Consider the following 12,319-nt stretch of genomic DNA (forward strand, 5'->3'; position numbering starts at 1 on the left):
CCCATCCTGCATCCCGCGCCGTGAATCTCCATCGCCTGGACCTGTTCTCGCTCTCGCTGTTCAGCCTCGTCGCGCGCAGCGGCAGCATCAGCAAGGGCGCCGAACTGGCGCACCTTGCGGTCGGCGCCGCCAGCAAGCGCATCACCGACCTGGAGGCCGCCGTCGGTGCCGCGTTGCTGGAGCGCCATTCGCGCGGCATCACCCTGACGGTGGCCGGTCAGGCGCTGCAGGTGCATGCGCAACGCATCCTCAGCGACGTCGATCAACTGGCCGCGGATCTTTCGGACTACGCGACCGGTCTGGTCGGCGTGGTGCGGCTGTGGGCCAACACCTCCGCGGTCACGCAGTTCCTGCCGGCGGACATCTCGTCTTTCGTGCGCGCCAACGCGGGCATCCGCATCGAGATGGAGGAAGAAGACAGCGGCGAGATCGTGCTGGCCGTGCTCGACGGCCGTGCCGATGTCGGCATCTTCGCGGACCGCACGCCGGCCTTCGGGCTGCACCAGATGAGCTACCGTGAAGACCGCCTGGTGCTCGTCGTACCGCAGGGCCATCCGCTGGCGCGCCGTCGCACGGTGCGCTTCGAAGAAGTCATCGACTACGACTTCGTCAGCCTGCCCAAGAGCACCTCGCTCGCCAAGCGGCTGCAGGCCGAGACCAAGGCGTTGGGCCGCAGCCTGAAGATGCGCCTGCAGGTGCGCAGCTTCGATGCGATGTGCCAGATGGTGGCGGCGGGCCTGGGCGTCGCGGTACTGCCGCGCGATGCGATCCAGCCGCACCTGCGCTCGATGAACCTGCGGCAGATCGCGCTGCAGGATGCATGGGCTTCGCGCCGCCTGCTGATCGGCGTGCGCGATGCCAATGCGGTGCCCCGACACGTGCGCCTGCTGATCGACCACCTCTGCACACCTTCTCCTGGGTAAACCCGGCCTGGCTTTCGCGTTCCGCGAAAGCTGGCGTGGCGGCTTTGTCGTTCCCTAGCCGAGCCTGCAATTTGAGAATTCATGCTACCCCTCAAGGAGACATGCATGAGTTCCATCATCCAATCCCTCGCCAGCGCCGGCAGCGGCGCTGAAGCACCACCCAGCGAAGCCGCCATCGTCCGCAAGGTCGCGTGGCGAATCATGCCGCTGATCATGGTGTGCTACCTCTTCGCCTTCTTCGACCGCATCAACATCAGCTTTGCCAAGTTCGCGCTGCAAAGCGACCTGCACCTGAGCGATACCGCCTACGGCTTCGGCGCCGGCCTCTTCGTCGTGGGCTACGTGCTGTTCGAAGTGCCGAGCAACCTGATGCTCTACAAGGTCGGCGCGCGGCGCTGGATCGCACGCATCATGGTGTCGTGGGGCATCGCCACGGCGCTGATGGTGTTCGTGCAAAGCGAATGGCAGTTCTATGTGCTGCGCTTCCTGATCGGCGCGATGGAAGCCGGCTTCGCGCCGGGCGTGCTGTTCTACCTGACGCTGTGGTTTCCGGTGGCCTATCGCGGTCGCATCACGTCGACGCTGTTCCTGGCTTCTGCGTTCGCCGGCTTGGTTGGTGCACCTGCTGCGGGACTGGTGCTGTCGCATCTGGACGGTGCGCTCGGCATGGCGGGCTGGCACTGGCTCTTCCTCGTCGGTGGCTTGCCGTGTGTCGTGCTTGGCTTCCTCGTGTTCAACGTGCTGAAGGACCGCATCCAGGACGCAGGCTGGCTGACCCAGGAAGAGCAAACGCTGCTGTCCAGTCGCATCGCCGACCAGAACAAGCACATCGGCAGCCACTCGCTGCTCGGCGCGCTGAAGACTCCCGGCTTCCTGACGCTGGGGCTGGTCTACTTTCTCATCCAGGTGGCGTCCTATGGCCTGAACTTCTGGGCGCCGCACCTGATCCGCACCTCGGGCACCACCAATCCCACGGTCATCGGCCTGCTGACGGCTGTGCCTTATCTCTGCGGCGCCATCGCGATGCTCGTGGTCGGCAAGTTGTCGGATGTCACCGGCGAGCGGCGCAAGTTCGTCGCGGGGCTGATCACGCTGTCGGCCATCGGCTTCTTCGCGGCGGGCTTCTTCGACAAGAGCACGACGCTGCTGGTGGTGGCGCTGGGTGTGATGGGTGCGGGCGTCATCGCCTCCATCCCGGCCTTCTGGGCCTTGCCCCCGCGGCTTGTGACCGGTGCGGGTGCGGCCGGTGGCATCGCGCTGATCAACACGCTGGGCCAACTGGGAGGCATCGTCAGCCCGGTGATGGTCGGCCACATCAAGGACATCACCGGCAGCACCACGCCGGCCCTGTATGTCATCGGCGCCTTGGGTCTGGTCTGCGCGGCGATCCTGATGTATGGACTCCCCGCCACGCTGCGCCGCAAGGAAGAGCGCACGCCGACGTTGACGGGCTTCGCCACGGAAGCCGCCCCCTGATCACCCACCGATTCAAGGAACCTCACCATGACCGATTCCAACACCAACGGCGCACTCCACGGACTGCGCATCCTCGACCTCACCCGCGTCCTCGCCGGCCCCTTCTGCACCATGATGCTGGCCGACATGGGGGCCGAGGTCATCAAGATCGAGCAGCCCGGCAAGGGCGACGACACGCGCCACTTCGCGCCCTTCCAGAACGGCGAAAGCGCCTACTACATGAACCTCAACCGCGGCAAGAAGGGCGTGACGCTCGACCTCAAGGGCCAGGGCCGCGAGATGTTCCTGGAGCTCGTCAAGACGGCGGACGTGGTGGTGGAGAACTACCGCCCCGGCACCATGGACAAGCTCGGCTTGGGCTACGAGACGCTGAAGGAAATCAACCCGGGCCTGGTCTACGCGGCTGTCTCCGGCTTCGGCGACACCGGCCCCTACCGGCTGCGCCCGGGCTACGACATCATCGCCCAGGCCATGGGCGGCCTGATGAGCACCACGGGCTGGCCGGGCGGCGAACCCACGCGCTCCGGCACGGCCATGGGCGACGTGCTGGCGGGCCTGTCGGTCACGATCGGCCTGCTCGCGGCACTGCGCCATCGGGACAGGACAGGGGAAGGCCAGAAGGTCGATGTCGCGCTGGTTGACTCGGTCGTGGCGAGCCTGGAGATCATCACGCAGATCTACCTCGCCGACGGCCGCGTGCCCGAGCGCATCGGCAACCGCTACGAGTCCTGCTACCCCTACGACTCGTTTGCGGCGCGCGATGGCAGCGTGGTCATCGCGGCGGCGAACGACAAGCTCTGGCGCCTCGTATGCGGTGCCATTGACCAACCGGCACTGGCCGATGACGAGCGCTTCGACACCAACGCCAGGCGCGTGCAGCGGCATGCGGAGATCAAGCCGCTGATCGAGGCCTGGACACGCGAGCGCGGCATCGACGAGATCGTCGAGGCGATGCTCGCAGCGGGCGTGCCAGCCTCGCCGATCAACACCGTCGACCGGCTCGTGGACTGCCCGCACATCGCCGGTGCGCGAGAGATGTTTGTCGATGTCGAGCATCCGACCGCCGGCAAGACGAAGCTCACCGGCGCCCACATCAAGCTGAGCGCAACGCCCGCGCGCCTGCGAACCGCTGCCCCGCGATTGGGAGAACACAACGACAGCGTCTTCGGCGGCCTGCTGGGCCTGCCGCCCGAACGCCTTCAAGCCTTGCGCAGCGAAGGCGTCATCTGATCCATCCACGCCAAGGGTTTTCCAGCACGCGCTTTCGCGGATCGAGAAAGCTCGGCTCGCGACTGTGTCATTCCCCGCAAGGCCCCCTTTTTGAACAATCGAATCATGAACACAACGACTGAGACAAGCACCCCGCCGCGCGGCGCCCTGCAAGGCGTGCGCGTCATCGAAATGGGCCAGCTGATCGCCGGCCCCTTCGCCGGCAAGACGCTCGGCGAATTCGGCGCCGACGTGATCAAGATCGAGGCGCCGGGCGCGGGCGATCCGCTGCGCAACTGGCGCCTGATCCAGGAGGGCACTTCCGTCTGGTGGCAGGTGCAGTCGCGCAACAAGCGCTCGATCGCGCTGGACCTGCGCAGCACCGAAGGCCAGGAGATCGCGCGCCAACTGATCGCCGAGGCCGACGTTCTGATCGAGAACTTCCGTCCCGGCACGCTGGAGGGCTGGGGCATGGGCTACGACGTGTTGTCGAAGCTCAACCCCGGCCTGGTGATGTTGCGCATCTCGGGCTACGGCCAGACCGGCCCGTACCGCGACCTGCCGGGCTTCGGCGCGATCGGCGAGGCCATGGGCGGCCTGCGCCACTTGACCGGCGAGCCCGGTCGCGTGCCGGTCCGCTGCGGCATCTCGATCGGCGACACGCTGGCCGCGCTGCACGGCACCATCGGCATCCTCACGGCGCTGTACCACCGCAAGGTCAACGGCGGCCAGGGCCAGGTGATCGACGTGGCACTGCACGAGGCGGTGTTCAACGTGATGGAAAGCCTGGTGCCCGAATACAGCGCCTTCGGTGCGGTGCGCGAGGCGGCCGGCAGCGCGCTGCCGGGCATCGCGCCTTCCAATGCGTATCGGTGCACCGATGGCTACGTGCTCATCGCTGGCAACGGCGACAGCATCTTCAAGCGGCTGATGCAGACCATCGGGCGCAACGACCTCGGCGAGGACGAGGGCCTGGCCAGCAATGCCGGCCGCGTGGCCCGCGTCGCTGAACTGGACGTTGCCATCGAGTCCTGGACGCATGCCCGCTCCATGGCCGAGGTGCTCGACATCCTCGGCAAGGCCAAGGTGCCCGCCGGCAAGGTCTACACCGCCAAGGACATCGACGAGGACCCGCACTACAGGGCGCGCGACATGATCCTGCAACAGACCACGCGCGACGGCCATGTCATCGACGTGCCCGGCGTGGTGCCCAAGCTGCTCGGCACGCCGGGCACGGTCCGGACATCTGCGCCGCGCCTGGGCGACGACACCGATGCGGTGCTCGGTGAGCTCGGCTTTTCAACGCAAGACATCGTCGCACTGCGCGACAGGAAGGTGGTCGCATGAACACGAATGACATGCCCTGGAACGGCGCCGGCCGGCGCATCTACATGCAGGAAGTCGGCACGCGCGACGGCTTGCAAGTCGAGGAGGCCTTCGTGCCGACGGAGGAGAAGATCGCGCTGGTCAACGCGCTGTCGCAGGCCGGCATGGCCAAGATCGAGGTCACGGCCTTCGTGTCGCCCAAGGCGATCCCGGCCCTGCGCGATGCGGAGGTGGTGCTGCGCGAGATCGATCGCAAGCCCGGAGTGGTCTACAGCGCGCTGGTGCCGAACGTGCGTGGTGCGGAGCGCGCCATCGATGCCCGTGCCGACGAATTGAACCTCGTGATGTCGGCCAGCGAAAGCCACAACCTGGCCAACCTGCGCATGACGCGTGAGCAGTCCTTCGCGGCGCTGTCGGAAGTCAATGCGCTGGCGCGGCAGGCGGGCAGGGCCGTCAACGTCTCGCTCTCCTGCTGCTTTGGTTGCCCGATGGAGGGTGACGTCCCGGTGAGCACCGTGCTCGAATGGTGCGAGCGGTTCGTCGAAGGGCTCGGTGCACGCGGCGTGACGCTGTGCGACACCACCGGCATGGCCTACCCGGGGCAGGTCGCGGCGCTCACCGCGGCGTTCCGCGCGCGCTGGCCGCACACCGAAGTCACGCTCCACTTCCACAACACCCGCGGCATGGGCCTGGCCAATGTGCTGGCGGCGATCAGTGCCGGTGCGGACCGCTTCGACGCCTCGCTCGGTGGCATCGGCGGTTGCCCCTATGCGCCCGGCGCCACGGGCAATGTCTGCAGCGAGGAGATCGTGCACGCGCTGGCACTGATGGGCTACGACACCGGCGTCGACCTCGGGCGGCTGATCGCTGCGTCGAAGCGCCTGCCCGCGCTCATCGGCCACGACATCCCCAGCCAGATCGTCAAGGCCGGCCGCCGGCTCGACCTGCATCCGCTGCCCGCCGACTTTTCCGCCATCCGCGAACGTGCGGTCGCACGTGCCGCCTGAGATTTCCAAACAATCATCGAGAGAGACAACCATGACCAACCACCATCACGTACGCCGCGCCATCGCGCTCCTCATCGCATCCTGCGGCTTGGCCGCCACCACCTTGGCCATCGCGGAAGACGCGCCATATCCGAGCCGCCCCATCACGATGGTGGTCCCGACCGCCCCCGGTGGCACCACGGACATCTCCGCCCGCATGCTCGCCGACCCGCTGGGCAAGGCACTCGGCCAATCCGTCATCGTCGACAACAAGGGCGGCGGCAACGGCGCGATCGCGGCCCTCGCGGTGAAGCGCGCCGATCCGAACGGCTACACCCTGCTGATGCAGTACTCCGGCTACCACGTCATCACGCCGCATGTGAGCCAGCAGAAGCCGCAATGGACCGCCGAGGACTTCCGCCCGGTCGCCAACGTGCTGAGCGCGCCGCAGGTGATCGTGGTGCGCGACGGCGTTCCGGCGAAGAACCTGGCCGAGCTGATCGCCTATGCCAAGGCCAATCCGGGCAAGCTGACCTATGCGTCCTCGGGCAATGGTTCGCTGCAACACGTGACCGGCGCGATGCTGGAACAGCAGGCGGGCATCCAACTCACCCATGTGCCGTACAAGGGCACCGGCCCCGCGCTGACCGACCTGCTGGGCGGCCAGGTCGACATGACCTTCGGCACGCCACCGCCCTTTATGCAGCACATCCAGGCAGGCAAGCTGCGCGCGCTGGCCGTCACCGGCAAGTCGCGCCTGCCTTCGCTGCCCAACGTGCCCACGGCCGCGGAAGCTAGCATGCCCAAGCTCGATGCCACCTCATGGTTCGCCGTGTTCGCACCGGTCAAGACGCCCCAGGCCATCGTCGACCGCCTGAGCGGAGAGATCGCGAAGATCACGGCCACGCCCGCGTTCCAGCAGAAGGCCGCGGAGCAGGGCGCCACGGCCGACTACATGGACCCCAAAAAGCTCGCGGATTTCAGCAAGGCGGAGCTGGTGCGTTGGGGGCAGGTCGTCAAGGCGTCCAGGATCGAAGCGGACTGACCTCGCAAACCGCGAGCGGGTTGCCCCGCTGACCGGGCACGCGCAAGATGTCGCCCTGGTCGCGCGGCCATCGTCGGATACCGTGCGAGGCATGAACCTGGACGGAGGTCCGCGTGACGCAGTACCGCAGCTTCGAACAGCACCTGTCCCCCGACAGCGGGCCCAAGCGAATCCTGTCGCTCGATGGCGGCGGCCTGCGCGGCATGATGACCGTGCAGGTGCTGCGCAAGATCGAGTCGGTGCTGCGCGATCGCTTCAACGACAAGGACATGCGACTCGGTGACTACTTCGACCTGATCGCGGGCACCTCGACCGGCGCCATCATCGCGGCCGGCCTGTCCCTGGGCATGACGGTCGACGAAATCGAGAAGCACTACCTCGATCTCGGCGCCACGATCTTCAAGCGCAGCTTCTGGCGCATCGGCTACGTGAGCGACAAGTACGACGCCAAGGCAGTCGCCACGGCCTTGCAGAAGGTCTTCGGCACGCGCACCCTCAATTGCACCGACTTCCGCACCGGCCTGCTGGTGGTGGCCAAGCGCCTGGACACCGGCAGCACCTGGGTGCTGACCAACAACCCGAAGGCGCGCTACTTCAAGCCCGACCGCGCGACGACGATTCCCAATGGCGAATATCCGCTGTGGCAGGTGGTGCGCGCGAGCACCGCGGCGCCGACCTACTTCGCACCGGAAGAGATCCGTATCCATTCCGATGCGGACCCGGCGCGCAAGGACACTGTGGGGCAGTTCATCGACGGCGGCGTGAGCCCGCACAACAATCCGGCGCTCCAGGCCCTGATGGTGGCCACGATGGAGGGCTATCGCTTCGGCTGGCCGGCCGGGGCCGAGAAACTATTGCTCATCTCCGTCGGCACGGGCAAGGCGAATCCCGCCGTGAATACCTCGGGCGCCCTCGGCGGCGTAGCGGCCGTCCAGGGACTGCTGGCGCTCAACAACCTGATGGAAGATTGCTCGGACCTGGTGGAGACCATGCTGCAATGGCTCTCGACCACCGGCACCGCGCGCATCATCGACCGCGAGATGGGGCTTGCCAATCCAGTACCCGGCGGAAGCCCGCTGCTGACCTACCAGCGCTACAACGCCTACTTCACATCGGCATGGTTCAAGGACGGGCTTGGCCGGGACGTGGATGCGAGCTACCTGAGCAACATCCAGGCGATGGACATACCGGCGAACATCCCCGAACTCCAGGCCCTCGGCCGCGAAGTCGCCGAAAGGCAAGTGCTGGACAAACATCTGCCGGCTGCATTCGATGCCGGCGTGCGGATATAGGAGATCTCACCATGGCTGACAGCGACAAGGTGTTCGGAGGCTCGATCCCGAAGTTCTACGACACGCTGATGGTCCCGCTGATCTTCCAGGCCTATGCCGACGACATGGCGGCGCGGGTGGCCGCCTTCTCGCCCGGCGCAGTGCTGGAGACGGCGGCCGGCAGCGGCGTGGTGACGCGGGCGCTGGCGCCACGGCTCAGCGCCGGTGCGCGCTACGTGGTGACCGATCTCAACCAACCGATGCTCGACTATGCCGCCAGCCGGCAGGGGCCCGACGGCCGCATCGAATGGCAGCAAGCGGACGCACTCCGCCTGCCTTTCGAGGATGCTTCCTTCGACGTGGTTTGCTGCCAGTTCGGCGCGATGTTCTTTCCGGACCGTATCGCCGGCTATGCCGAGGCGCGCCGCGTGCTGAAACCGGGCGGGCGCCTCGTCTTCAGTGTCTGGGACCGCATCGAGGACAACGCCTTTGCCGACGAGGTCACCAATGCCGTCGCCACGGTGTTCCCGAGCGACCCACCACGCTTCCTCGCCCGCACGCCGCACGGCTATCACGACATTGCCCAGATCCGCGACGATGTGAGCCGCGCAGGATTCACCGACATCGTGATCGACACGCGCGCGGAAGTGAGTCGCGCCCCCTCGGCACGCGACGTCGCCACCGCCTATTGCCAGGGAACACCGCTGCGCAATGAAATCGAGGCACGTGACGCCAGCTTGCTCCAACTTGCCACAGACCGCGCGGCGGAAGAAATCGCAAGCCGACACGGCGAAGGCCCGGTGGCCGGCAAGATCCAGGCGCATGTGATCGTGGCGGCTGGGTAGGGCGCTTCTGCCTGAGCCGACAGGCCTACAGCGAGCGCATCAAGCCGCCATCGACCCTGATGCTCTGCCCCGTGATGTACGCGGCTTCCTCCGAAGCGAGGAAGGCAATAGTTGCAGCGACCTCTTCGCTGGTGCCGTAGCGCCGCATCGGCACGCTCTGGCGCCGCTCATCCTTCTGCGGCAGGCTGTCGATCCACCCCGGCAGCACGTTGTTCATGCGCAGGTTGCTCGCCGCGTACTGGTCCGCGAAGAGCTTGGTGAAAGCCGCCAGCCCCGCCCGGAAGACAGCCGACGTCGGAAACATCGCGCTCGGCTCCAGCACCCATGCCGACGAGATGTTGATGATGGCGCCGCCCTTCTGCTTTTCCATCACGGGCGTGACCAGGCGCGTCGCACGGATCACGTTGAGCAGGTAGAAGTCCATGCCCGTGTGCCACTGCTCGTCAGTCAGTTCCAGCACCGGCCCCTTCGGCCCATGGCCAGCGCCGTTCACGAGCACGTCGATGCGGCCCCAGCGCGCCAGCGTCAGGTCGACCAGGCGGCGCAAATCGTTGTTCGACTGGTTCGATCCGGTGACGCCGATGCCACCCAGTTCCCTGCCCAGCGCTTCGCCCTTGCCTGAAGAGGACATCACGGCCACCGCGAATCCTTTTTCCGCCAGCTTGCGAGCGGCTGCAGCACCCATGCCGCTTCCGCCTCCCACCACCACGGCCACTTTCTCCGACATCGATTTCTCCTTCAACAATTCAAATCAAACGACCAGCGCGGGGTCGACCAGCCGGACGCGGTGATCGATGTAGTACCCGCCGTACTCCGTGTACCGGAGGAACACGCTGCGGCATGTGCTGCACGCATACACGTCACTGCGGTTGGCTGGAAACCAGGCGACCGCAATGGGTGCGGAGGCTGATCCATAGCGCGTCCCGTCGGGATGGAATTCCTCGAACGTGGGCTCGTCGACATCGGGCGGCCGCAGCGTGCCGACCTTTTGAACACCCTTGGGCCAGCGATCGTCCGTGATGCTTTCCCACGATGCTTGTTGCAGGGGCATTCAGGTGCAAGCGAGTGCCGTAGCCTGTACGCGCTGCGCGCTCAGTTCGCGCAACTGCGCGGCATCGATCATGGGCTTCCTGGCTCCGCGGGAATTCAACAGAGGCCGATTGTGCCGCGCAATCGGCAACCCCACGGGACGAGCAACAGGCGAAGCTCAGCTGAACTTCAACACCCCGTCCGCCACCTTGCCAAAGCGCATCGCGAACATGTCGCTCAGGTAGTTCTGGTTCAGCTTCCAAGGCTTGGTCGTGCCCTGCCTGGGCAACTGGTCGGCAGCGCGCTGGAAGTAGCCTGACGAGAAGTCGACCCATGGCTGCAACGGCGTATCCGGCCCGACCTCCGGCACCAGGCACTGGCGTGCGCCCGACTTGCGCATGTGGTTGAGCAGCCGGCAAACGTACTGGGCTGTGAGATCCGCCTTCAACGTCCAGGAGGCATTGGTGTAGCCGAAGGTGTTGGCCAGGTTCGGCACGCCGGTGTACATGAGGCCCTTGTAGTTGACCGTGCGCGCCGGCTCCACACGCTGGCCGTCGACAAAGATCGCCGCCTTGCCGAGCATCGCGAGCTTCAGCCCCGTGGCGCTGACGATGATGTCGGCATCGAGCGTGGCGCCCGATTGCAGCTTGAGGCCGCTCTCCGTGAACGACTCGATCTGGTCGGTGACGACCGTTGCGCTGCCCTTGTTCAGCGCCTGGAAGAAGTCGCCGTCAGGCACCAGGCAGAGGCGCTGTTCCCACGGGTTGTAGCGCGGCGTGAAGTGGGTGGCGATGTCGGCCTTGGGGCCGAGCGCCTGCCGCACGCCACCGAGCAACAGTTGCCGCATGCGCTGCGGGCTCTTCCGGCAGAGGCGGAAGACGTACATGCCCATCAGCACGTTCTTCCAGCGTGTCAGCTTCAACGCCGTCTGCAGCGGCAAACGCTCCCGCAGTTTGGTGTTGATCGGGTCGACCGAGGGCCGCGCCACCATCCACGTCGGCGAGCGCTGCAACATGGTCACGTGCGCGGCCTTCTCGGCCAGCGCCGGCACCAGCGTGACCGCGGTAGCGCCGCTGCCGATCACGACGACCTTCTTGCCGGCATAGTCCAGGTCCTCGGGCCATTTCTGCGGATGGATCAGCTGGCCGCCGAAGCGATCGAGGCCGGGGAACTCGGGCTGGTAGCCGCCGGCATAGTCGTAGTAGCCGCTGCACATGAACAGGAAGCCGCAGCGCATGCTGACCGTGGTGCCATCGCTCTCGCGCAACATCTGCACCGTCCACTGCGCGTCCTGCGACGACCAGTCGGCTCGCACCACCTTGTGGCCGAAGCGGATCTTGCGATCGATTCCGCTATCGCTCGCCGTCTCGCGCAGGTAGTTGAGGATGGTCGGCCCTTCGGCAATCGCCTTCGGGTCGGTCCAGGGGCGGAACGAATAGCCGAGCGTGTGCATGTCGGAATCGGAGCGCACGCCGGGGTAGCGGAACAGGTCCCAGGTACCGCCAAGCGCGTTGCGCGCCTCGACGATGGCGTAGCTGCGATCCGGGCAGAGCTTCTGCAGGTGCCAGGCGGCGCCGATGCCGGACAGGCCCGCGCCCACGATCAGCACGTCGACGGATTCATCGCTCATGCGGCGGAACCTCGCACAGGCGACACCGGCATGTGCTCGGTGCGCGGCAGGAACGCGGTCAATGGCGTGCCGGAACGCGCACGGGCGAGCCACTCTTCCGGATCGAACTCCACGCCGATCGGGTTCGCCGCGAAATGCGGGCCTTCCATGAAGGCATTGGCGTCCTCGTTGTTCGCATAGCAGTCGACCTGGAACTCCATCTGGTTGCCGTCCGGGTCGCCGTAGTACATGGACACCGTCACGCCGTGGTGGATGCACCAGTAGGGCAGGATGCCTTGCGCCTTCAGTTGCTGGTAGTTCTCGAACAGGTCGCCGATCGAGGCGTAGGTGTAGGCCACGTGATCCACGCCGATGATGCCGGCGCGATTCGTCTCCGTGCCGTCGGGTTGCAGCACCGCGAGGTTGATGAAGGCGAAGCGGTGATGCTCGTCGTCGTAGGTCAGGAAGGCGATCGCCGGGTTCTTGTGCTGGACCTGGGCATCGAAGACCTTGGCATACCAGTCGAGCATGGCCTCGAAGCGGCGCGTGCGATAGACGACGTGGACGAACTTCTGCGGACGGACGCGCGGCATGTTTTCT

The 12,319-nt window shown here is 66.3% G+C and carries 12 protein-coding genes; 8 read left to right on the plus strand and 4 right to left on the minus strand.

Translation table 11 applies throughout. The features are described 5' to 3' along the window. Positions 1–20 precede the first annotated feature (20 nt). The 8 genes from WKW79_RS00430 to WKW79_RS00465 all read left to right on the plus strand — a co-directional run bounded on the left by WKW79_RS00430 (position 21) and on the right by WKW79_RS00465 (position 9,081). Positions 21–923 carry a LysR family transcriptional regulator gene (locus WKW79_RS00430; RefSeq protein ID WP_340333124.1) on the plus strand — a complete coding sequence of 301 codons (903 nt, stop codon included), beginning with the start codon at positions 21–23 and terminating at the stop codon, positions 921–923. Positions 924–1,028: 105 nt separating this feature from the next. Continuing rightward, positions 1,029–2,399 (plus strand): MFS transporter, encoded by a 1,371-nt coding sequence (locus WKW79_RS00435; protein ID WP_340333125.1) that lies wholly within the window; start codon positions 1,029–1,031, stop codon positions 2,397–2,399. 27 nt (positions 2,400–2,426) lie between these two features. Next, the gene (locus tag WKW79_RS00440) at positions 2,427–3,629 is read left to right on the plus strand and encodes a CaiB/BaiF CoA transferase family protein (protein ID WP_340333126.1); all 1,203 of its coding nucleotides are present in this window, start codon (positions 2,427–2,429) and stop codon (positions 3,627–3,629) included. A gap of 105 nt (positions 3,630–3,734) precedes the next feature. Next, positions 3,735–4,955, plus strand: a complete 1,221-nt coding sequence (locus tag WKW79_RS00445; protein ID WP_340333127.1) for a CaiB/BaiF CoA transferase family protein — start codon at positions 3,735–3,737, stop codon at positions 4,953–4,955. Next, a complete protein-coding gene (locus tag WKW79_RS00450; protein ID WP_340333128.1) occupies positions 4,952–5,941 on the plus strand; it encodes a hydroxymethylglutaryl-CoA lyase in 990 nt (329 codons plus the stop codon). Before WKW79_RS00445 ends, WKW79_RS00450 begins: the two co-directional genes overlap by 4 nt. A gap of 31 nt (positions 5,942–5,972) precedes the next feature. Continuing rightward, positions 5,973–6,965: a Bug family tripartite tricarboxylate transporter substrate binding protein gene (locus WKW79_RS00455; RefSeq protein WP_340333129.1), complete on the plus strand. Its 993-nt coding sequence runs from the start codon at positions 5,973–5,975 to the stop codon at positions 6,963–6,965. A 113-nt stretch (positions 6,966–7,078) separates the two neighbouring features. Then, the gene (locus tag WKW79_RS00460) at positions 7,079–8,257 is read left to right on the plus strand and encodes a patatin-like phospholipase family protein (RefSeq protein WP_340333130.1); all 1,179 of its coding nucleotides are present in this window, start codon (positions 7,079–7,081) and stop codon (positions 8,255–8,257) included. A gap of 11 nt (positions 8,258–8,268) precedes the next feature. Next, positions 8,269–9,081 (plus strand): class I SAM-dependent methyltransferase, encoded by an 813-nt coding sequence (locus WKW79_RS00465; RefSeq protein ID WP_340333131.1) that lies wholly within the window; start codon positions 8,269–8,271, stop codon positions 9,079–9,081. A 25-nt stretch (positions 9,082–9,106) separates the two neighbouring features. Here WKW79_RS00465 and WKW79_RS00470 read toward each other — a convergent pair whose 3' ends face one another. From WKW79_RS00470 to WKW79_RS00485, 4 genes are all read right to left on the minus strand, one after another. After that, entirely contained in the window at positions 9,107–9,808 is a 702-nt protein-coding gene (locus tag WKW79_RS00470) for an SDR family oxidoreductase (RefSeq protein ID WP_340333132.1), read from the minus strand. Positions 9,809–9,832: 24 nt separating this feature from the next. Beyond that, complete coding sequence (locus tag WKW79_RS00475; protein ID WP_340333133.1) at positions 9,833–10,132, minus strand: hypothetical protein; 300 nt, start codon at positions 10,130–10,132, stop codon at positions 9,833–9,835. Between the two features lie 156 nt (positions 10,133–10,288). Beyond that, positions 10,289–11,740 (minus strand): flavin-containing monooxygenase, encoded by a 1,452-nt coding sequence (locus WKW79_RS00480; protein WP_340333134.1) that lies wholly within the window; start codon positions 11,738–11,740, stop codon positions 10,289–10,291. Further along, on the minus strand, positions 11,737–12,312 hold the full coding sequence (locus tag WKW79_RS00485) for a VOC family protein (RefSeq protein WP_340333135.1): 576 nt from the start codon (positions 12,310–12,312) through the stop codon (positions 11,737–11,739). The genes WKW79_RS00480 and WKW79_RS00485 overlap by 4 nt, the downstream gene beginning before the upstream one ends. Between the last annotated feature and the right edge of the window lie 7 nt (positions 12,313–12,319).

This window comes from Variovorax robiniae, assembly GCF_037889955.1.
Classification (GTDB): domain Bacteria; phylum Pseudomonadota; class Gammaproteobacteria; order Burkholderiales; family Burkholderiaceae_C; genus Variovorax; species Variovorax robiniae.